Here is an 18,710-nt window from a genome sequence, read left to right on the forward strand (position 1 = left end):
GTGCCCGCCGAGAAAACGCAGGCGCTGCCGGACGTGGTGGTCGAGGTGCAGACCAGCGCCGTCGCCCCCGCCGATCCGCGGCTGCCGATGGCGGGCATGCAGCAGACGATGGTCAAGGTGCACACGGTCGGCCTGTCGGTCATGGTCGACAACCGTGACCCGTCCGCCGCCGCCGACCAGCTGCGCGGCATCATGGACGACCTGTCGGCTTCTCTGCTGGGCGACGGTAGCCTCGGGGGGCGAATCCCCATGGCGAGCCCGCAGCACACCATCGACTACACCCGCCCGTTCGTCCGGTACGCGGACGGCACCGAGGGCCGCGAGGCGGTGGCGACGATCATCGTCGGCGAGCCCGTCACCATCGAGTCGGAGGACCCCTGGGCATGAAGCTCGTCACCTACCACGGCAGCAGCGATGACCGCGCGACGCGCGTCCGCATCGGCGCCCACGTGTTCGTCCCCGGCCAGGAGGTCGAGGTGTCCGACCGGGACGCCAAGACCGCGAAGGACTGGACCGGCCACCGCTTCACCATCAAGGACCCCGAGCCGCCCGCCAACGGCGGCGACTGACCACGAAGGAGACCTGAGCCATGCCCGCAGTCACGGGGGCCTTCCCCTACAACATCGACAACCTGCTGGGTGGCGCCGTTCGCATCCTGCGCGGCCCCGCCACCGGTGACACGCCGGTCGACAAGCCGGCCTCGATCGACGACGTGATCGACATGGTGGCCCCGTACGCGCCGAAGGCCGGGTGGACGGACGTCGGTGCCACCAAGGAGTCGTTCACGTACAGCCGCGGGTTCGAGACCGCGGGCTACGAGATCCAGCAGTTGCAGGCCAACGTCATCGAGGAGATCACGTCGATCACCCGGACGATCGAGCTGTCGGTCGCCGAGTTCCGCCCCGACACGTTGCAGATGATGGAGAACGCCCCGAGCGTGGAGGCGATCGCCGCGGCCACCGGCGCGTCGGCGCAGGACAAGATCGCGTTCGGCTCGTTCAGCGACCCGGTGCAGTACCGGTTCGCGTTCATCAGCCGCCGGTCGAAGTCCTCCGGCGTCGTCCTCGAAGGCGCCGGTGGCGCCGAGCGCGGCCGGTTCTTCATGGGCGTCCTGTACGTCGCGCAGATCAGCGCCGACGACGTGAGCATGGAGCAGGCCAAGGGCGCCCTCACCGCGTCCGGCATCACGTTCACCGCGTTCCCCCTGGCCGGCGAGCCGGAGGGCGAGGAGTACGGCGCCTGGTTCGACGAGCACGCCGGGACCATCGCGCTCACCTGAGCCACACCGCCTCCCCCCGGAGCCGCCAAGCGGGCCGCCAACGTGCGGCCCGCTTGCGTTGCCGGGTACGCTCCCGGCCATGAGCACCCCCACCCTTCACGCGGCCCCGGAGCCGTCCACCATCGACCCGCACGTGCCGCACGTGCAGCTGGGCCAGCACTCCTACGCTGTGTACGCGCAGCGCATCGGCTACCTCGAGAACAAGCTGGGACGCACCCTCGACCGGCTGATCGGCTCGTCGGTCAGCGACGGCGCCGGGATCGTGAGCATGCTCGGCGAGCAGGTGCACGGCGTGCTCGGTGTGTTCCTGCCCAGGCTGATGCCGCTCCACGAGTTCCGCGGCTACGTGACCGCCGAGGCGCTGGCCGCCGGGGAGTACGACGCGGCCGCCGACACGTCACCGACCGTCCCGGAGATCCGGTCGGCGTTCGAGACCGTGCTGCGCGTCAACGGCTTCGATCTCCTCCAGGGGTTGGGGAAACTGGTGGACACCGATCTGCTCAAGGCGGCGGCGAGCAGCGCGGTGGCGAATCAGCTGACCTCTGGGGTTTCGTCGCCGACCGACTCCTCAGCGAGTACGGCGGCATCGGAGTAGACGACCTGCTTGACGCGACCGCGAACGTGGATGGCGAGGGCGGCCTGACGATCCCCCGGGTGACTGGCCTGCTCGAAGCGTCCGTGCGCCGTCACCGTGAAGCGCTCGCCGAGCAGGCGGTGGTGATGCGCACCGCCCAGCATGGTGAGGCCAAGCACTTTCGCAGCCTGATGGATGACCTCACGAAAGACGCGATCGCGGCCGATGGTGGACGGGTGGCCGGCGAGTTCGACGAGGACGCCTGGGAGGATCTGGACTAATGGACGTCCGGGAGCTGCTGCTGAAGGTGACGGGGGACTCGCGCGACGCCGAGCAGGCGCTCAACCGGATCGCCCGGAAGGTGATCGAGACCGGCAAGACGAAGGCGTCGCCACGCGTCGAGATTCAGGGGCTGACGGAGGCGACGGCGAAGCTCGCCGCGATGCAGGCCGGCCTGGACGCCATCGACCGGGAGAAGGTGTCGCCGGAGGTCAACGTGCAGATCGACCGGTCGCTCGCGCGGCTGGCGATCCTGAAGGCCGAGCTGTCCAAGGTGTTCCGCACCCCGGCCGCGTCGCGCGACGTCGGCGACGTCGCCGCGGTGCTGACTGGTGTCGCCCGGGAGGCGGGGAACGTCGGCTCGGTGATGGAGAAGGCGGCGGCGCCGACCGGCGGGCTCAATCAGCAGTTCTCGGGGCTGCTCGGGGCGGTCAAGCAGGTCAACCCGATCTTGCAGGGCATGGGCATCATCATCTTGACGCTGCTCATCCCGGCGTTCCTGGCATTGGCCGCCAGCCTGGTCGGCGCGATCGGCGCGATCGGTGGCCTGGTGACGGCGCTGGCCGGTGTGGCCGGTCCGCTGCTGCTCGGCCTCGTCGCCGTCATCCAGCGTGTCGCCGCGGTGCTCAAGGTCCGTCAGGAGCGGCAGGCCGCGATCAACGCCGACACGCGGAAGGGGGCGCAGGCCGACGAGAAGGCGCGGCAGGCCGCGGAGGCGTTGCGCAACGCGCACAACACGCTGCGCGACGCGCTCGAAGCCCGCAAGACCGCCAGCGACCAGCTGCGCCAGGCGGAGCAGGACGCGGCGGACGGCATCACCAAGGCCCAGCAGGAGCAGGCGGACGCCGCCAAGAACCTGGGGGAGCAGGAGTCGGCGGCGTACACGGCGATGCGCGACGCCGCGGAGCGTGCCCGCCAGGCGGTGCTCGACGTGCAGTCGGCGCGGCTGTCGGTGGCGGAGGCGAAGCTCAACACGCGGCAGGCCCAGCAGGATCTCGACGACTTCCGCAAGAGCGCGGGGCTGACCGCCAACTCCCTGGACTCGCTGTTCAAGCGGTTCACGAACGTCAAGGCCGACGACTCCAAGCTGAAGGCGGCGCTGCGCGGCGCCGCCGCCGCCGGTGGGGTGGCGTTGTCCGGCGACGACGAGCTGGCCCTTGAGCAGAAGGTGCTCGCGGTGCAGCGGGCACGGCTGACGGAGAAGCAGTCGGTCGAGGCGGTCACCCAGGCGACGAACAACCTCGCGGACGCCAACAAGACCAACAACGACTTCCAGCAGCAGGGCATTCGTGCCTTCCAGCCCTACGTTGACGCTTTGCGTCGCGCCTCCGACGCTCAGAAGGCCCTGTCGGTGGTCGAGGCCCAGGGCGTCCATCAGAACCCTCAGGTGGTCTCTGCGCGGAACGCGTTGCGGGACGCCAACCAGCGCGTCACCGAGGCCACGCACGACCTCAAGACGGCGACCGACAAGCAGTCCGGCGCGTTCGCCGAGCAGTCGGGGCCCATGGCGATCTACCTGCGGGACCTGGCGAAGCTGTCGGACGGCGAGCAGCGGCTGCTCGACAAGATCGTCAAGGCCGGCCCGATCCTGCGCAAGCTCGGCCAGTCGATCACCGATCCGGTCATCAACGCGGTGGTCGCCGGGCTCGACTCGGTGCACGGCGGCCTCGACCGCGTCAAGAGCTTCGCCAGCCAGCTGGGCACCATCTACGGGCAGAACGTCCGCAAGCTGTTCGCCGACCTGACCGGTGATCCGCTGTGGGCCCGGGCGATGCGCGAGTTCGGCGCCGCCACCCTTCAGGTCGGCCGTGCGCTCGGCGGCATCTTCCCGGACTTCCTGGCGATCATGCGCAACATCGCGCTGACGTTCCTGCCAGGACTGGTGCACGGCTTCAAGTCCCTGGCCGGCGGCCTGCACGGGCTGCGCGAGGGCACCAGCAACATCGAGTCGATGCGCAAGGCGGCCAAGCCGTTCCTCGACTCGCTGTCCGCGATTTGGGGTCTGGTCAAGGCGGTCGGCCGGGCGCTGCTGGCGTTCGTCGGCGCGGCGGCGCCGTCCGGCAACAGCCTGCTCGGGTCGCTGACCAAGGGCGTCGACACGTTCACCGCGTTCCTCAAGAGCGCGAAGGGCAAGAACACGATCAGCAAGTTCTTCAAGGACACGCTGCCCGCCGTGAAGAGCCTGGTCCGCTTCCTGGTGCTGCTCGGCGCCGCGTTCTTGCAGGCCATCCAGTTCGTCGCCCCCGCGATCAAGGTGGTGCTCGACACCTTCAACCTGCTGCTGCTCGCCATCAACTTCGTGCTCGGGCTGCTGAACAAGATCCCGGCGCCGATCCGGTCGCTGCTGGCCGTGTTCTTCCCGTTCGGCACGGTGCTGCGACTGGCGTTCAAGCCGTTGGAGCTCCTGGGGCCGCTGTTCACCCGGATCATCGAGGCGCTGCCCGGTCTCGGCAAGGCGTTCTCGTCGGCCGGCGGGGTCATCACCCGCGTGTTCGGCGCCGTGTTCGAGCGGCTGCCGAGGATCGTCCGCAACGCGATCGACACGGTGGTCAGGATCGCTCGCGGGCTCGGCGCGAGGATCGGCTCAGCGCTGTCGGCGGCCGGGAAGCTGATCGCCGCGGCGTTCGCGCTGATCCGGGGCGTGTTCTCGAAGGCGATCGCGCCCGTCCGAGGGATCATCGACGCGTTCGTGGGTGGTATCCGTCGCGGCTTCGAGGGTGTCGGCGGGATCGTCAAGCGCGTGTTCGGCGGGGTGCTCAGCGTCGTCAAGAGCTACCTCAACCTCATCATCGACGCGGCGAACCTGTGGCTGCGGGCGCTGAACACGATCATCGGCCTCATCAACAAGCTGCCGAACATCAACATCGCCGGGCACAAGCTCGGCATCCCGGACATTCCGGCGGTGCCGCTGATCCCGAAGCTCGCTGCTGGTGGCGTCACGCGCGGCGCCACGCTCGCGCAGATCGGCGAGGCCGGCCGCGAGGCGGTCATTCCGCTGCGATCCAGCGTCCTGCGGCAGCTGGCCGGTGCGATCGTCGGCGCGATGCCGCGGGGCGGCGCAGCGGCCGCTCTGCGCGGCGGTCCGGCGCTGGCGCTGGCCGGTGGTGGACGCGAGAACCACTTTCACATTCCGCCCGCGCCCGGCGGTGATCTGCCGGACGCTCGCGTGCTCGCCGTGCAGCTGGCCCGCGAAATGGACCGCAGGGGAGGCTGAGCATGGCACTCATCGACGGGTACCCCGGCGTCGAGGCCACCCACACGATCAACGGCGTGGCGATGAACGTCCTGACCGCCGAGCCGCGCATCCGGCTGACGCGTGTCACCGGCCTGCACTCGCTGGCCGACGCCGACGACACCCGCCAGACGAACACGGGCCGGCGCGGCGAGACCGTGCTGCCGGGGGCGCCGCGCGGCAAGACCGTCGTGTACGAGGGGACGGTGCAGGCCCGCACGCTGGCCGGGCTGCGGCAGACGGCGAAGGCGCTCCGGGCGGCGTGCCGTGAGCGCAACGCCGAGCAGCGCGTGTGGCTCGGGACCGACTTCTTCATGGATGGTCGCATCCTCAGCTTCGACGCTGACGACGAGCAGACCACCGGCCCGCAGGCCGTCCGGCCGTTCCAACGGGACTTCACGCTGTCGCTGCGCATGTCCGACGCGCGGGTCTACTACAACCAGCTGGGCGCCGCGGCCGCGGCGGACGGCGACTCGGTGGTGCTGCACAACTCGGGTGACGCCGACACCGACCCGACACTGAACCTGACGGTGGCCGCGGCGACCGTGCAGGTCTACAACGGCACCCTCGACAAGTACCTGATCTTCAACGGGCTGGACGCGCACATCGGCGGCGTCCTCGTCGTCGACTTCAAGGCCCGCACCGCCAGGATCGGCGGCTTCGACGCCATGACCGGCTTCGACACCACCGGGTCGACATGGTGGGACGAGTACGTGCCCGGACTGGCGCCCGGCGACAACAACGTTGGCGTGGTCGGCGCGGCGATGGCGGCCAGCTGGTACCCGGCGTTCGAGTAGGCGCGTGCTGCTGTTTCAGATCACCGACCTGCTGGGTGTCGTCAAGGCGACGTGCTGGCAGCATGAGGGCGGCGGCGTCGATATCCCGCTGATGGACTCCCGGACCGCCACGCTCAAGCTCAGCGTCTACGACCCGAACGTGATCGAGGTCAAGCCGTTGGAGCGGATGCTCAAGGTGTTCTACAACGGCCACCTCGAGTTTTGGGGCGTGATGCTGACTCCCACCTGGTCGTCGACCGCTGACGGTGACCCGGCGGTGCAGATCAACGCGCACGACCCGACGATCTGGTGGAAGAAGAACAACCACCGCTACGGCGACCGGGTGCTCAAGGGGTTCCCGATCGACGGCCGCGGCCTGTGGCAGCTGGCCGAGTCGGCGATCCCGTTGCAGGAGCAGCTGGCCCGCGGCATCCCGCACCCCGGCATCTTCTTCGGGACCGACGAGTCGACGCACACCGGCCCGAAGCCGGCGGACATGCAGAACCCGCAGCCCGGTGACGGCCTGTGGTCGGTGGCAACGCGCGGCCAGGTGGTGTGGGAGACCGTGCAGCAGCTCGGGGAGGCCATCGTTGGCCCCGAGTGGGATCTGCGGCCGGTCGACGCTGACCATCCGGGCGTGACGAGCACCTGGCAGCCCGGCTATTACTGCGAGCTGAACGCGTGGGATCAGCGCGGTGTCGACCGGTCCGGCGACGTGATCTTTCACCACGGCTTCGGGCGCAACAACCTCGACGGGTTCGAGTGGACGCCGGACGGCAACTCGGTCGTCAACTATCAGGTGGAGGTCTACCCGGGCGGCGAGAAGAACAGCGGCGACACGGCGCGTCGCGCGATGGCGCACAACGAGGCCAGCTGGCTCAAGTACGGCATCTACGAGGGCTGGGAGTCGTCGAACAGCAAGGACCCGCAGAACGTGCTGCAAGCGAAGGCGGACCTGTACGTCGACACGTACTCCGACCCGCCGGACTTCATCACCATCACCCCGGTCGCCGAGAACGGCACGGGCGACCCGGCCGCCGAGCAGCCCTACCGGTACATCGACGACTTCACGGTCGGCGACACGATCCGGGCGGCCTGCAAGCGCGGATACATGCTGGTCGACGTCGCCGCCCGCGTGATGAAGGTCAGCCTGGCCGCGGCCGCCAGCGGCCAGGTCAAGACGACGATGGACTGCGTGCCCGACCTGACGCTCGGCTTCGACCAGTCCGACCCGGGCTCGTGAAGCTCAAGCCGTCGATCACCGACGTGCAGGCCGGGCTCAACCGGCGGCTGACCGCGATGGAGACCCGTGCGCACAAGTTCTACGACGACCCGGCCGGTGGCCGCACCGAGCCGTGGGTGAACCTTGGCGCCGGAGCGATGTATCGGTGGGTGGCCGACCGGGTGATCGTGATGCTGACCAACGTGGCGATGACCGGCGGCGAGGTCACCTACCAGCTGCCGGTCGACACCGCCCCGTCCGCGCCGGCCGGGCGCTACTTCGACATGGTGGACGGCGCCGACCGTTACCCGTCGCACATCTTCGTCGGCGACGACGCCCTGGTGCACGTGACCAGCACGGCGCCGGACGGCGTGCACTACTCGGCGACGCTCGACTGGCCGGGCGGTGAGCTTGCGTGAAGCACCCGCGGCGCATGGATCACGTCGACTCCACCATCGACCTGCGCAAGCGCGTGGTGGCGATGGAGACCGGCGCTCACCCGTTCCCCGTCACCCCCGGCGGCTACGGCCGCAACACCCTGTGGGGCCAGCTGACGCCGCCACCCGGTGTGACCGCCGACGATCCGGTCACCGACGGCATCCTGTGGCGACTGCGCAGCGACGTCGTGTTCTTCAAGACAGTGGGCGCCGGGTGGCGCGTCGGCGCGACCGCCGTGGTGGTGGTGTCGTGTGGTGGCCCCGCGAGGCCGCGTGCCGTCTACCGCTTCCAAGCCACCATCGACGGAGCGCCGGTGGTGCTGCGCGTCGACCCGAACGGCAACGCCGTCATCGAGACCGGCCCGGCGACCGGGCTGCTCAAGTTGGAGCGCGGATGGCCCATCGGCTGACCCGCCCCGACTCGCTGGACCGTCACGCGCGTGACCGTGCACGCATGGCGCAGCTGGAACGCTCCCGGCTGGACGGCGACCACACGTACGCGCCGCTGGCCCGCCAGCAGGTGCTCGCCGAGTTCCTGGCCTACCCCGGCCCGTACATCGAGGCGCCGATGGGCCCGCAGGCACAGTACCTCCGGGAGCGCGAGCAGCAGCTGGGCCAGGGCACCGGTGACGACCACGCGGTGCTGACCGCGATCCGGCGTGCCCGCGAGCGGACCGGCATCCTCGAGCCCCTGACGCAGCGGTCGATCATCAGCCCGATGACGCTGCGCAACATCGACGAGGATTTCAGTGACGCGTCGCTGCCGCACGCCGTGACCGGCGCCAACGGCGACGTGATCGGCATGCACGCCTTCTCCTACCGCGGCGACGTCGACCTGTGGCTGCAACCCTCCACGGTCAGCGGCCAGCCACGGTCCTATCTGCATCATGTGCGGTTGCCGGGCCTGCCGACGTTCGACGCGTTCAAGTGGCTGGGCACCGACTCAGGCTCGTCGGCGCTCACCGTCTACGAGGGCTTCGACAAGCTGCCGCTCGGGTTCGGCGCCTGGTGGACGGCCGGTGACACGCAGCTGGCGCTGCTGCCGATGCCCAAGGACGCCAGTCTCGACCCGGTGAGCCCGATCGGTGGCCTGACGATGCCCGACGACGGGCTGCTGGTCGTCGATCCGAACAGCCAGCAGCTGATCCGGTGGGGTGCCTCGTGGGGCGAGTCGCGCTTCTACACCATCCTGTACGAGCGCGACGAGTTCGGCAACAACATTCCGGTGGGCCGGCGGCTCGACCGGACGGTCGCCGAGACCAACTGGGACCCGACGGGCTATAAGCCCGACGGCGGCAACCTGATGGGCTACCGCGACTACGAGTTCGAGCCGATCCCGCTCAACGGCTACCCCGCTAGCCAGGTGACGATCCCGTCGAGCTTCACGAACGCGGAGACCGAGGTGACCTACGAGTGGGACCCGCCGGCTGAGGGCGGCTTCTCCTACTTCGCGTGGGTGCCGATGGACAGCGTGCGGTCGTTCTACCCGCCGATCGAAGCGCTCGGGGACGGTGAGCTCCCGCCGTACGTGCACAGCGTCGAGAAGTACCCGCGCGGCGCGTCGCGGCCGCTGATCGGGTTCGGCGCCGACACGTGGCTGGCCCGCTCCGACGGCCTGGGCGGCGACGCCTGGGTGGTGCCGACGTTCGCGCAGCTGCTCTCGCGCGTCCAGGACCCCACCCTGGTCGACCCGGACGTCACCGCGTGGGTGGCGGCGACGCTCGACCGGTACGACACCGAGAGCGACTACCTGCATGGCTGGCAGCGGATCGTGGCGGACACCGGGGAGGCGTTCTACCTGGTCCGTCACGGCTGGACGCATCTGCGCGGCTGGATCACCGGCAACGTGGGGATCAACGACGTGGCGGCGATCCCGGGCGGCACCGGCTCGATCGAGGGGTACGGCTCCTGGCGGGCGCCGAACCCGGTGACACCGGTCAGCGTGCAGGATCTCGGCGGCACCGCGGCGCTGATCGTGCCGGACATGGCGCCCGGCCAGACCTGGGTGCGGTTGGACGGCATCGCGTACCCTTCCGGCGGATGAGCACCGTCGTCACCCTGACCGGCGGCCCGCATGACGGGGAGACCGTCACCGTCGAGCCGCCGTGGCCGCGGACGCAGGTGCGGTTCGAGGACGGCTCCACTTACTTCGTCACCGACGGCACCACCGACGCCGTGTTCTACGACCCGGCATTGGACCCGGGGGACCCTGACCCGGGCGGCGAGGCGCTGGCCGGTGTCGTCGGCCCCCCCGGTCTCCAGGGCCCCCCCGGCCTGACGGGACCCGAGGGGCCGGAGGGACCGGCCGGTCCGGCACGCGTGCATCGCGGACCGTGGGATGCCGGCGGCACCTACGTCGAGTTCGATGAGGTCCAGTACGACGGGTCCAGCTACACGGTGCGCGTCGGCGGGGCACCCACCGTCGGCCTGGCGCCGCCGGACGATGCCGCCAACTGGTTCCTGACCAGTCAGGGCTCGACCGGTGGCGGCGGCTCGCTGCTCGACGTGTGGCAGGGCGACTGGGATGGCCTGGTCGCGTACACGGCCGGTGACGTCGTGCACAACGACGGGTCGTCGTGGCTGGCCCTGGTCGACGTGGACGCCCCGCCGGACACCGGCCCGACGCTCATCACGGTGCGCGGCAAGACCGCGGTGATGCAGCTGTCCGACGGGGTGGAGCAGGTCGTCACCGTGACGCCCTCTGACACGCCTCCGAGCGCGTCGAGCTACCCGGCGAAGATGGTGCAGTTCGAGGTGGCCGGCGCCGGTGATGTGACGGTCACGGTCCCCGCGCCGCCGGAAGCCGGTGGCTCGCAGAACACGGAGATCAAGGACTCCGGTGGCGGCGGCATCACGGGCGGCAACGTCGGCACGTGGACGGCGACGCTCCCGGCGGCCGGGGTGTACGCGCTGTTCCTTGAGATCGCCCCGTCGGTCGCGGTCGATGTGCCCTTCCATGCGACGGTCGCCAGCGACACCGCCACGGTCGTTGACCCGCCGACGGTCACGCCGAACGACACGCCCGCCGAGGGCGCCGTCTGGACTTACGTGGCCGAGAAGGGCGCGGACGGCACCGGCGGCGGCGGCACCGGCGCGGACGGCGCCAGCGCCTACCAGGTGTGGCTCGACAACGGCAACAGCGGCACCGTCGATGACTACCTGGCGTCGCTCAAGGGCGACGCTGGCCTGACGTGGCAGGGTGCGTGGAACGCGGCGACCGCATACGTGGTCGACGACGCCGTGGGCTACGGCGGCAGCAGCTACCGGCGGCTGGTGGCGGGCACGACGGCGACGACACCCGACATGGACACCGTGAACTGGGGTCTGCTGGCGCAGGGCGCGGTGCTGACCGCCGCGACGGCGCTGTCCGCCTCGGCGGGCACGGTGCAGACGGGGGCGGTCGGCGCCGACGTCATCTACAACGGCTGCTACCTCGACGTGCCCGCCGGGACGTGGCTGCTGATGGGCTTCGCGTCGCTCAGGAGCCCGAGCGTCGCGGACACCAAGCAGCTGGCGCTCTACAACGAGACCGACGCCATCCAGGTGCCGAACTCCAAGAGCGGGTTCTCGGGCAACCAGACCGCAGGAGTCAACGAGACCTACGCGACGGCGGCGGTGGTCACGTTCACGGCCACCAAGCGCATCAAGCTGCAAGGGATGCGCAACGGCGGGTCGGCGTTGCAGTTCGGCGACGCCTCCGTGGTGCTCACGAACGGTCAGCGGCTGCTGGCGGTCCCGGCAATCCAGGGCGCCAAGGGGGACACCGGTGCGGCTGGCGCTCCCGGTGCCCCCGGCCTGAGCGCGTCGGTGCAGGAGTCGTGGGCGGACGTGATGCTCGTCGCCGACGTCAACGTGAACATCGCCAACCCGGGCACGACGGTGTGGGACTCCGATGTGGTGGGCGCCGGCGACCGGATGCTGCTCAACGCGCAGACCGACCCGAAGCAGAACGGCATCTACGTGTTTCACGGCTCCGGGTCGGCGCTGACCAGGGCGACGGACGCCGACGAGTCGGCGGAGTTCCTGTTCGGCCGCCGGGTGCGCGTCGCCAAGGGCGCGGTCAACAAGGGCTCGATCTGGTCGTACAACGGGGTGTCGCAGCCGGTGATCGGCACCGACGCGCTGTCGTTCCGTCCCGACCTGCTGCTGTGGGCTTGGACGTGGAACGGCTTTGGTCCCTGGGCGACAGGCGTGCTCTCGACCGGTGTCAACTTCACGGTGCCCGCTGACGGCCTCTACCTGTTCACGGCCGCCGCGTCGCTCTTCCACACGGCCGCCAACCAGGCCCTGCGCGTCGGGGTCTACATCGACGGGATCGAGCTGTTCACCATCAACGGCTTCACGAACGAGGCGTCCAGTCACAAGGTGCTGGTCCCGGCCACGCTGGCGTACCGGCTGACCAAGGGCACACACTGGATCGGGTTCTCGACGGAGCTGGGCACCAGCAACAACGGTGACTGGGGCTCCATCAGCATCGTCCGCGTGCAGTAGGCCTGCCTGCCGGTAGGCTGCCAGCGTGGACCCCGGCGAGCGCATCATCCGCCTCGAGACCCGCGTCGACGAGCTTGACCGGCGGATGGCCAGCCTCGATTCGATCGCGGCGCAGATGGCGACCGTCAACTCGAACCTGGGGCACATGGACCGCGACCTGACGATCCTGCGCGATGAGGTGGAGGGCATCACGGCGACGATCAACAAGCGTGACGAGGCGGTGTCGAAGGAGCGGCGCGAGACCCGGCTGGCGCTCTACACGATGATCGGCCTGCTGGGTGCGTCGGCGATCGCCGCGATCGGCACCGTCCTGGTGGGGCTGCTCGGTGGTTGAGAACCCAGGCTACGACCCGATGGACGACGCGCATAAGCAGGCGCGGCAGGACTCGGTGGACCGGCTGGCCGACGTGCGGGGCGCCAAGCGCGTTCGTCAGCCGCGCGATCTGACGCGCCTGCTGCTTCTGATGGCGGTGGTCTGCTCGTTCGTCATGGTGGGCGCCACGATCACCGCCGTGTGGTCGCTGCTTGAACTTCACGACCAGCAGCGGCAGCTGCGCCAGCAGCAGCGGTCGACCACGGTGAATCGCAAGGCGACGTCGGACACGATCTGCAAGGCGCTGAACGCGAACATCAAGGCGGCCCGCACCCAGGTTGACACGCTGAACGGCCTGATCCTCGGGTCGGTGCGGGCCAGTCGCGCGTTCGAGGACACCTACCGGCGGTTGGGGTTCCCCGACTACGCGCATCGACTGGCGAACGCCAAGCAGCAGGCCGCGAAGCTGGCGGCTCGTAAGCCTCACGGGATCAGCTGCGAGCAGCTGTCGAGCGCGATCACCCGCGCCGCGCGGTAGCCTGCGGCGCATGAGCACCGTTCACACGCAGGTTTCCACGCCGGTCGTCAAGGTCGGCCCCACCACCGTGCTTGGCACGGTCGGCGCGATCGTCGGCGCGGCGGGCACCATCATCGCCGCGGTCAAGGCGAACGACACGGCCACCGTCACCGCGGGCGCCATGACCCTGCTGACCGCGCTGTCGGTGCTCGGCGGCCGGTACGCCCAGGCGGTCGCGGCGATCCGTGCCGCCGCGGTGAAGGCCCGGCCGCTGATCGACGCCGCGCTCGACGCGGCGGAGGGCTCCACCGGCGGCGACGTGCCGCCCGACTCCGTGTTCGCCAGCCTCGACCCGGACGACCCGGGCACGGTGCCGGCCGATGAGGTCGACAGCCCGGCGCAGCCGCAGCTGGTCAAGCCCTCGGTCTCCGAGCAGTGAGCGGGGTCCTGATCCACTCGGCCGCCGACCGGTACACGGCCCGGCGGCTGGCCGTCGAGGCGGCGGGCATGTGCGTCGCGCATCGCGGCGCCATCCACTACACGCAGGGCTGGCGGCGCTGGGACGGCATCCGGCTGCACAAGCGGGCGATCCACGGCGACTACCCCAACTACGCCGACTGCTCGGCGTTCGTGTCGTGGTGCCTGTGGACGGCGACCCGCAAGTGGCACCTGAGCGACTTCGCCAACGGCGCCAACTGGACGGCCGGGTTCACCGGCACCCTCATCAACCACGGCCACCCGGTCAGCACGCGCGGCCCGTTCCTGCTGGCCGACGTCGCCCTGTACGGCTGGCAGCAGCGCGGCGTGCCCGAGCACACCGCCCTGATCGTCCATGATCGTGGCGGCAGGCCGTACGTGGTCAGCCACGGCTCGGAGGCCGGCCCGCTGCTGGTGCCGCTGCACTACCGCGGGGACCTGGTGGCCGTCCGCCGGATGATCCGATGACCGCTCCGCGCCGCGACAAGCCGGTCTTGAGGTTCCGGGTGCGTGACTCGATCACCGGCCGGTTCGTCAAGCTCGCCGAGGCGGTCAAGCGCCCGGCGACCACGATCCGCGAGAAGCTGGGAGGCAAGCGATGAGCCGTGGCCTTGGTCGTAACGTGCCGCCGGATTGGGGGCACGTCGAGAAGTACCCGCTGGCGGCGCTGGCCGCCCCGCCGACGATCGTGCCGGTGGTCCTTGGGGTCAACTGGTACTCGGCGTTCGACGACCCGGAGAAGGCCAGCGACGGGCACTACTGGATCGCTCGGTCCGGCAAGCTCGGGTCGGTGCGTGGCGGGCACTGCTTCTGCCTTCAGCCGGCGCCGAACCGCGCGGTGCCCGGCAAGGAGCAGGACAACCCGGTGTGGTGGCCGTTCTACAACCAGGGTGCGGAGGGGTCGTGCGTCGGTCACGGCACGTCGCGCGGGATGAGCCTGCTGAACCGCAAGCGCTACGACGCCGTGTGGCTGTACGACCAGGCCCGCAAGATCGACGGCGACCCCAACCCGGATCATGAGGGCTCGACGGTGCGTGCCGGGTTCGAGATCCTGCGCACGGTCGGTCATCGTGTCGCGCGGGGCACCGTGACCACGCACCTGTCGTCGTCGGCGAAGCCGTCGAAGGCCGAGGGGATCTCGGCGTACCGGTGGGCGACCGGCGCGGCGGCGGTGCTCGACGCGCTCGGCACCCCCGGCGCGTCGTTCGTCACGCTGCTGAACTCCTGGGGGCGCGACTACCCGGAGACCGTGCGGATGCCGGTCGGGGTGCTGGACCGGCTGATCGCCGAGGACGGCGAGGCCGGCATCGTCACCGACCGCTAGGCGGCCAGCTGGCCGGTGTGCTCGTAGGCGGCGCGGTAGCTGTCGCGTGTGGCGCGAAGCACCGGCCGCCACGCGTCTGCTTCGCCGCCGCGGCGCGGCAGTGACCGCATGGCGGTCCCCCACGCCGTATCGAAGCTCTGGCCGCGGCGGCGGCAGTGGGCGAGCACAGCGCGAACGTGCGCGGCCGGTGTCGGCTCGGCGGTGTCGATCGCGGCCAGTAGCAGCGCCGCGCCGTGTGCTCCGAACCCGCCCCGTGTCTCCACGGGGCGGGATCGTAGCGGTCAGGGGCGGAAGCTCGCGCGGCCGAGCAGCCCGATCGCCAGGAGGATGAGGCCGATGATCGCCAGCGGCCAGCCGACCGGGTGCCCGATCACGAGCAGCACGACGCCGACGATGATGAGGGCGAGCGCCAGTCCGGTGATCGTCATGGTCGGCACCCTACCCGGATCAGGCGTCCTTGGACGCGTTGGCTCCGTCGCAGTCGGGGCACGGAATGTTGGTGTGCCCGGGCATCGGCTCGCCGGAATCCGCGTGCCAGCTGAACCCCTGCGGGATGGAGCCAAGGCCCTGGCACCGATCGCACGGCTCGTCGTCCGGTTCGGGGGTGGCGTCGAGCATGAACACGATCTCGGCGAGGTCGGCGCCGGACGCGCCGGTGTCACGGGCGCGTTCGTGGAGCGCTTCGAGCAGCCGGATCGCCTCGTCGACCTCAACGATCTGCGCGGTGAGGTTGGCGAGCACCATGTCGAGCGCGGGGACACCGGGCAGCCGGTGGCGCCGCGTGTCGAGGCCGGCGCGGCGGGCTTCGAGCGCGGCGAGCGCGTGCTGTAGTGGGCTCATGCCGCCACCGGCTCCCGCTTGTCGACACGGACGGCGCGGCGGTCGATGACGTCCGGGTCGATGACGTAGATGGTGGCCTGGCGCTGCTCGTCGTAGCGGTCGCGGTGGTAGGCGACACCGCCGCGGCGGCCCATCACCGCCTCGGCGGTGGGACCCATGACCTCGTACGCGTGGATGCCGCTGCACGCCGTGCACGCCATCACCCACATGATCGGTGGCAGCGCGGCGACGACGCAGCTGGCCCCGTCGAACCGGCCGCCGATCAGCACGACCGGCTTGGTTGCGATCCCGGGCGGCGCCCCCTCATGGCACTTCTTGATCCTCATGCTGTTCCCTTTCCCGTGGTGGTGCCGCGCGGCCTGATCCAGACGCGTCGGCGCGGCCTGCGACGCATCATCCCGGCGGCACGCACGAACGCTTCATGCGCCGCCCTCCATTTGAACGCCTGCTGGCGGCAGCTGCTGGTGCACCAGACGGCTTGCGGGCGCAGCCCGAGCGCGTCGAGATCGGCACCGCACCACAAGCAGTCCCGCGACCCGCTCACCGGATGCACCCCCCGTTGGGGCCGCACGGCTCGATGCAGGTGCCGCGCATGCAGACACCGGCGCCGTGGCGCTCGCGCGGATCGTCGCCGGGGTCTCGGGCCAGCTGGCGCAGCTGGTTGCGGAGCGCCATGCGCCGCCGCCAGTTGCACGGGTCCGCGTGCCCTTCCGGCAGCGTGCACAGCGGCGTGAACGTGGGGGTCGCCAGGTCGAGCCCGGGCTTGAGGCACAGCCGGTTGGCGCTCATGTCGGCGTGTGCCCCATCGCCTCGTTGCGCCAGCTGGCGATCAGGTTCGCGTCGCTGATCTCCCACAGGTGCAGCACGTCCGGGTGGACGTTCAGCCACCAGGTGCGCGGCGGCACGCCGACGCAGAACACGACGCCGGGCCGCAGCGTGTGGCCGATCTCCACCAGGTCCGCCCAGGCCGGCACGCCGCGCGAGCCGCGCACCGAGATATGCCAGCGCAAGTCGGGAGTCTTGGCGACGGTGGCGCTGACGGGCTCGCGGGCCATGATCGCCACGTGGCCCTTGTCGCTGCGGTACACCTCGACGTTCAGTGACCCCTGCTCGGCGAGCAGTCGCGCGGTGGCCGCCGCGTGCTCGGACGTGTCCTTGACGAGCTTCACCGCTCGTCCCCCGGCTTGACGTCCTGCGCGGGGTCCGGGTCGACCTGGCCGCGGTTGTCGCGGATCGCCTGGATGATCGACGCGGCGAACCGGTCGGCGCTCTCCGGGTCGCCGACCACGACGATGCCGAACTTGCGCATGGCGACCAGGGTGGCGGCGTCGCGCTCCGCTTCGATCGCGGCCTGGATGGCACGCGTGCCGAGGTTCATCGCCTCCCGCGGTGTCAGCTGGCCGAACGGCTCGCCGTTGACCTCGGTGATGACGAACGGCTCGCCGCGCATGTTCACGGCGCCGTGCAGGCTGAACACGCCCCCGCGGCCGCTCACGCGACCACCCGCTCACGCTTGTGGCTGCCGCACACCGGGCACGCGCACGGGGCCCACCCTCCGGCGATGCGGACGTCGGCCATGATCTGCGGGATCGGCTCGTCGGTGACAGCGGCGAACGCGGACACGATCGGCGGGCGGATCGTCGTCCACCGGCCGGTGTCGCCGTCCCACAGGGCCTCGATGGCGTGGCCGTTGTCGATCGTGGCCTGCGCCCACCGGTCGGGGGCGGCGACGGCGCCGATGGCGTGCTCGACCGCCTCGATCGCGGACGGCCACTCCACCTTGTACGGCACCGGCGGCTCGTTCTCGCCCAGGGTTTTGGGCGTCAGCTTGACGGTGAACATCACGTGGTCTCCTCTCGGGGTGGTTGCGGGTTGGTGCTGGTCCGGTTCAGCGGCTGGCCGCAGCGCTCGCACAAGCCGAGCCGCTGGTCGTCGGGGCGCCAGAACGCCGCCCACGTCAACCGGTTCTCGGCGCTGCTGGCGCACGCCAGGTGAATGTCGACGCCGCGCACGCGGCCGGACACGGGCAGGGGCTTCTTGACCGCCATCAGTCGATCTCGGTGACGGTGACCTTCACCATCAGCCCGGCCGCGAGCCGCTTCGGGTCGCCGTCGCACGCCTCGAGCGCCAGCTCGAACTTGCGGGTCAGGAACCCGAACGCCAGCGCGGTGGCGTCGGTGACCTGATCGGTCATGTCCTCGCTGCTGAGCGAGCCGATGGCGACGCCCAGCAGGATCGGCGTGGCGACGCTGGTGACACCCTCGTCGGCCGAGTCGCGGCCCGTCTTGTACGGGTCGTCGTCGCTGGCCCGGAGTTCGATCTTGGGGCCGCCGGCGCGGCTGGTGCGCTGCGGGGCGTCGTTGCGCAGCACGTTCTTCGGGTTGGTCCGCCAGCCGCGGTCTCGCAGCTGTTCGCGTGCGGCGTGCACGCGCCTGTCGTCACGCTTGGTCATCGGTCTCCGTTCCGGCGCTTCTGCGGCGCCCTCGTGGTGGTGGTGGTAGTTCCGGTCCAGACGGCGGTCCGGGCGGCTCCACGGCCGCCGCACGCGGCGCTCCTGCGGCGCTGGCGGCACGGCCGCGGCTCCATTCGGTGAAGCCGTCGTGATCGAAGCCGTCAGCGTACAGAGCGCCGGACACCGGGCCGCTCCCGCTGTAGTCGGCGACGACCAGCGCGATCTGCGCCTCGTGGCCGTCGCCGCCCCACTCGCGCAGATGCCGGACGTAGCCGCGGCCCAGCTCGGCGAGCCGGTCGAGCCACGCGGGCTCGCAGCCGTCGCAGAACCCGACGTCGACGATCAGCTGGCGGCAGGCGAAGCACCGATGGTGCAGCCCGGCTTTGCTGTCCGCGCTGACGCCCGTCCGCTCGCGCTCGCGCTGCTGGTCCTCCATAGCTGTGGTTCTCCTAGACGAAGAAAAAGACATAGCTCTCTGTCTCTACTTCTAGGGGCAA

At 70.6% G+C, this 18,710-nt stretch carries 29 protein-coding genes; 18 read left to right on the plus strand and 11 right to left on the minus strand.

Going from position 1 to position 18,710, the window contains the following annotated elements; all coding sequences use genetic code 11:
• The 18 genes from Q0W90_RS15285 to Q0W90_RS15370 all read left to right on the plus strand — a co-directional run.
• A partial coding sequence (locus Q0W90_RS15285; RefSeq protein ID WP_297775053.1) for a hypothetical protein occupies positions 1-387 on the plus strand: 387 nt, incomplete at its 5' end.
• A complete protein-coding gene (locus Q0W90_RS15290) occupies positions 384-569 on the plus strand; it encodes a hypothetical protein (RefSeq protein WP_297775055.1) in 186 nt (61 codons plus the stop codon). The genes Q0W90_RS15285 and Q0W90_RS15290, both read left to right, overlap by 4 nt.
• A 20-nt stretch (positions 570-589) precedes the next feature.
• On the plus strand, positions 590-1,279 hold the full coding sequence (locus Q0W90_RS15295) for a hypothetical protein (protein WP_297775057.1): 690 nt from the start codon (positions 590-592) through the stop codon (positions 1,277-1,279).
• 79 nt (positions 1,280-1,358) lie between these two features.
• Complete coding sequence (locus Q0W90_RS15300) at positions 1,359-1,874, plus strand: hypothetical protein (RefSeq protein ID WP_297775059.1); 516 nt, start codon at positions 1,359-1,361, stop codon at positions 1,872-1,874.
• Between the two features lie 59 nt (positions 1,875-1,933).
• On the plus strand, positions 1,934-2,134 hold the full coding sequence (locus tag Q0W90_RS15305; RefSeq protein ID WP_297775060.1) for a hypothetical protein: 201 nt from the start codon (positions 1,934-1,936) through the stop codon (positions 2,132-2,134).
• A complete protein-coding gene (locus Q0W90_RS15310; protein WP_297775061.1) occupies positions 2,134-5,346 on the plus strand; it encodes a hypothetical protein in 3,213 nt (1,070 codons plus the stop codon). The genes Q0W90_RS15305 and Q0W90_RS15310 overlap by 1 nt, the downstream gene beginning before the upstream one ends.
• Before the next feature lie 2 nt (positions 5,347-5,348).
• Positions 5,349-6,161 (plus strand): hypothetical protein, encoded by an 813-nt coding sequence (locus tag Q0W90_RS15315; protein WP_297775062.1) that lies wholly within the window; start codon positions 5,349-5,351, stop codon positions 6,159-6,161.
• A gap of 4 nt (positions 6,162-6,165) precedes the next feature.
• Positions 6,166-7,383 (plus strand): hypothetical protein, encoded by a 1,218-nt coding sequence (locus tag Q0W90_RS15320; RefSeq protein WP_297775063.1) that lies wholly within the window; start codon positions 6,166-6,168, stop codon positions 7,381-7,383.
• Positions 7,380-7,781, plus strand: coding sequence for a hypothetical protein (locus tag Q0W90_RS15325; RefSeq protein WP_297775064.1), 402 nt, complete (start codon positions 7,380-7,382; stop codon positions 7,779-7,781). Before Q0W90_RS15320 ends, Q0W90_RS15325 begins: the two co-directional genes overlap by 4 nt.
• Positions 7,778-8,209, plus strand: a complete 432-nt coding sequence (locus Q0W90_RS15330; protein WP_297775065.1) for a hypothetical protein — start codon at positions 7,778-7,780, stop codon at positions 8,207-8,209. The genes Q0W90_RS15325 and Q0W90_RS15330 overlap by 4 nt, the downstream gene beginning before the upstream one ends.
• Positions 8,210-8,253: 44 nt before the next feature.
• A complete protein-coding gene (locus Q0W90_RS15335; RefSeq protein ID WP_297775066.1) occupies positions 8,254-9,843 on the plus strand; it encodes a hypothetical protein in 1,590 nt (529 codons plus the stop codon).
• Positions 9,840-12,290 (plus strand): hypothetical protein, encoded by a 2,451-nt coding sequence (locus Q0W90_RS15340; RefSeq protein ID WP_297775067.1) that lies wholly within the window; start codon positions 9,840-9,842, stop codon positions 12,288-12,290. Before Q0W90_RS15335 ends, Q0W90_RS15340 begins: the two co-directional genes overlap by 4 nt.
• A gap of 25 nt (positions 12,291-12,315) precedes the next feature.
• Entirely contained in the window at positions 12,316-12,624 is a 309-nt protein-coding gene (locus Q0W90_RS15345; RefSeq protein WP_297775069.1) for a hypothetical protein, read from the plus strand.
• Positions 12,625-12,643: 19 nt separating this feature from the next.
• A complete protein-coding gene (locus tag Q0W90_RS15350) occupies positions 12,644-13,141 on the plus strand; it encodes a hypothetical protein (RefSeq protein ID WP_297775071.1) in 498 nt (165 codons plus the stop codon).
• 10 nt (positions 13,142-13,151) lie between these two features.
• Positions 13,152-13,559, plus strand: coding sequence for a hypothetical protein (locus Q0W90_RS15355; RefSeq protein ID WP_297775073.1), 408 nt, complete (start codon positions 13,152-13,154; stop codon positions 13,557-13,559).
• On the plus strand, positions 13,556-14,065 hold the full coding sequence (locus Q0W90_RS15360; protein WP_297775075.1) for a hypothetical protein: 510 nt from the start codon (positions 13,556-13,558) through the stop codon (positions 14,063-14,065). The genes Q0W90_RS15355 and Q0W90_RS15360 overlap by 4 nt, the downstream gene beginning before the upstream one ends.
• Positions 14,062-14,199, plus strand: a complete 138-nt coding sequence (locus Q0W90_RS15365; RefSeq protein ID WP_297775077.1) for a hypothetical protein — start codon at positions 14,062-14,064, stop codon at positions 14,197-14,199. The genes Q0W90_RS15360 and Q0W90_RS15365 overlap by 4 nt, the downstream gene beginning before the upstream one ends.
• Positions 14,196-14,921 (plus strand): hypothetical protein, encoded by a 726-nt coding sequence (locus Q0W90_RS15370; protein WP_297775079.1) that lies wholly within the window; start codon positions 14,196-14,198, stop codon positions 14,919-14,921. Before Q0W90_RS15365 ends, Q0W90_RS15370 begins: the two co-directional genes overlap by 4 nt.
• Here Q0W90_RS15370 and Q0W90_RS15375 read toward each other — a convergent pair.
• The 11 genes from Q0W90_RS15375 to Q0W90_RS15425 form a co-directional block, all read right to left on the minus strand.
• Positions 14,918-15,184 (minus strand): hypothetical protein, encoded by a 267-nt coding sequence (locus tag Q0W90_RS15375; RefSeq protein WP_297775081.1) that lies wholly within the window; start codon positions 15,182-15,184, stop codon positions 14,918-14,920. The genes Q0W90_RS15370 and Q0W90_RS15375 overlap by 4 nt on opposite strands.
• A gap of 18 nt (positions 15,185-15,202) precedes the next feature.
• Positions 15,203-15,349: a hypothetical protein gene (locus Q0W90_RS15380; protein WP_297775083.1), complete on the minus strand. Its 147-nt coding sequence runs from the start codon at positions 15,347-15,349 to the stop codon at positions 15,203-15,205.
• 19 nt (positions 15,350-15,368) lie between these two features.
• Positions 15,369-15,761 (minus strand): hypothetical protein, encoded by a 393-nt coding sequence (locus Q0W90_RS15385; RefSeq protein WP_297775085.1) that lies wholly within the window; start codon positions 15,759-15,761, stop codon positions 15,369-15,371.
• Complete coding sequence (locus tag Q0W90_RS15390) at positions 15,758-16,087, minus strand: hypothetical protein (protein WP_297775087.1); 330 nt, start codon at positions 16,085-16,087, stop codon at positions 15,758-15,760. Before Q0W90_RS15390 ends, Q0W90_RS15385 begins: the two co-directional genes overlap by 4 nt.
• A gap of 214 nt (positions 16,088-16,301) precedes the next feature.
• Positions 16,302-16,550 carry a hypothetical protein gene (locus Q0W90_RS15395; RefSeq protein ID WP_297775089.1) on the minus strand — a complete coding sequence of 83 codons (249 nt, stop codon included), beginning with the start codon at positions 16,548-16,550 and terminating at the stop codon, positions 16,302-16,304.
• Complete coding sequence (locus Q0W90_RS15400) at positions 16,547-16,930, minus strand: hypothetical protein (protein WP_297775090.1); 384 nt, start codon at positions 16,928-16,930, stop codon at positions 16,547-16,549. The genes Q0W90_RS15395 and Q0W90_RS15400 overlap by 4 nt, the downstream gene beginning before the upstream one ends.
• The gene (locus Q0W90_RS15405) at positions 16,927-17,256 is read right to left on the minus strand and encodes a hypothetical protein (protein ID WP_297775092.1); all 330 of its coding nucleotides are present in this window, start codon (positions 17,254-17,256) and stop codon (positions 16,927-16,929) included. Before Q0W90_RS15405 ends, Q0W90_RS15400 begins: the two co-directional genes overlap by 4 nt.
• Positions 17,253-17,606 (minus strand): hypothetical protein, encoded by a 354-nt coding sequence (locus tag Q0W90_RS15410; RefSeq protein ID WP_297775094.1) that lies wholly within the window; start codon positions 17,604-17,606, stop codon positions 17,253-17,255. Before Q0W90_RS15410 ends, Q0W90_RS15405 begins: the two co-directional genes overlap by 4 nt.
• Positions 17,603-17,809: a hypothetical protein gene (locus tag Q0W90_RS15415; protein WP_297775096.1), complete on the minus strand. Its 207-nt coding sequence runs from the start codon at positions 17,807-17,809 to the stop codon at positions 17,603-17,605. The genes Q0W90_RS15410 and Q0W90_RS15415 overlap by 4 nt, the downstream gene beginning before the upstream one ends.
• Positions 17,809-18,213 carry a hypothetical protein gene (locus tag Q0W90_RS15420; RefSeq protein ID WP_297775098.1) on the minus strand — a complete coding sequence of 135 codons (405 nt, stop codon included), beginning with the start codon at positions 18,211-18,213 and terminating at the stop codon, positions 17,809-17,811. Before Q0W90_RS15420 ends, Q0W90_RS15415 begins: the two co-directional genes overlap by 1 nt.
• A complete protein-coding gene (locus Q0W90_RS15425; protein ID WP_297775100.1) occupies positions 18,200-18,649 on the minus strand; it encodes a hypothetical protein in 450 nt (149 codons plus the stop codon). Before Q0W90_RS15425 ends, Q0W90_RS15420 begins: the two co-directional genes overlap by 14 nt.
• Positions 18,650-18,710: the final 61 nt, after the last annotated feature.

The sequence above is a fragment of the Mycobacterium sp. genome, from assembly GCF_025933915.1.
GTDB lineage: Bacteria > Actinomycetota > Actinomycetes > Mycobacteriales > Mycobacteriaceae > Mycobacterium.

Coding starts and splice junctions, on each gene's coding strand:
- Q0W90_RS15290 (WP_297775055.1), top strand. CDS start 384: ATGAAGCTCGTCACCTACCACGGCAGCAGCGATGACCGCGCGACGCGC.
- Q0W90_RS15295 (WP_297775057.1), top strand. CDS start 590: ATGCCCGCAGTCACGGGGGCCTTCCCCTACAACATCGACAACCTGCTG.
- Q0W90_RS15300 (WP_297775059.1), top strand. CDS start 1,359: ATGAGCACCCCCACCCTTCACGCGGCCCCGGAGCCGTCCACCATCGAC.
- Q0W90_RS15310 (WP_297775061.1), top strand. CDS start 2,134: ATGGACGTCCGGGAGCTGCTGCTGAAGGTGACGGGGGACTCGCGCGAC.
- Q0W90_RS15315 (WP_297775062.1), top strand. CDS start 5,349: ATGGCACTCATCGACGGGTACCCCGGCGTCGAGGCCACCCACACGATC.
- Q0W90_RS15335 (WP_297775066.1), top strand. CDS start 8,254: ATGGCGCAGCTGGAACGCTCCCGGCTGGACGGCGACCACACGTACGCG.
- Q0W90_RS15340 (WP_297775067.1), top strand. CDS start 9,840: ATGAGCACCGTCGTCACCCTGACCGGCGGCCCGCATGACGGGGAGACC.
- Q0W90_RS15350 (WP_297775071.1), top strand. CDS start 12,644: ATGGACGACGCGCATAAGCAGGCGCGGCAGGACTCGGTGGACCGGCTG.
- Q0W90_RS15355 (WP_297775073.1), top strand. CDS start 13,152: ATGAGCACCGTTCACACGCAGGTTTCCACGCCGGTCGTCAAGGTCGGC.
- Q0W90_RS15365 (WP_297775077.1), top strand. CDS start 14,062: ATGACCGCTCCGCGCCGCGACAAGCCGGTCTTGAGGTTCCGGGTGCGT.
- Q0W90_RS15370 (WP_297775079.1), top strand. CDS start 14,196: ATGAGCCGTGGCCTTGGTCGTAACGTGCCGCCGGATTGGGGGCACGTC.
- Q0W90_RS15380 (WP_297775083.1), bottom strand. CDS start 15,349: ATGACGATCACCGGACTGGCGCTCGCCCTCATCATCGTCGGCGTCGTG.
- Q0W90_RS15385 (WP_297775085.1), bottom strand. CDS start 15,761: ATGAGCCCACTACAGCACGCGCTCGCCGCGCTCGAAGCCCGCCGCGCC.
- Q0W90_RS15390 (WP_297775087.1), bottom strand. CDS start 16,087: ATGAGGATCAAGAAGTGCCATGAGGGGGCGCCGCCCGGGATCGCAACC.
- Q0W90_RS15395 (WP_297775089.1), bottom strand. CDS start 16,550: ATGAGCGCCAACCGGCTGTGCCTCAAGCCCGGGCTCGACCTGGCGACC.
- Q0W90_RS15415 (WP_297775096.1), bottom strand. CDS start 17,809: ATGGCGGTCAAGAAGCCCCTGCCCGTGTCCGGCCGCGTGCGCGGCGTC.
- Q0W90_RS15420 (WP_297775098.1), bottom strand. CDS start 18,213: ATGACCAAGCGTGACGACAGGCGCGTGCACGCCGCACGCGAACAGCTG.
- Q0W90_RS15425 (WP_297775100.1), bottom strand. CDS start 18,649: ATGGAGGACCAGCAGCGCGAGCGCGAGCGGACGGGCGTCAGCGCGGAC.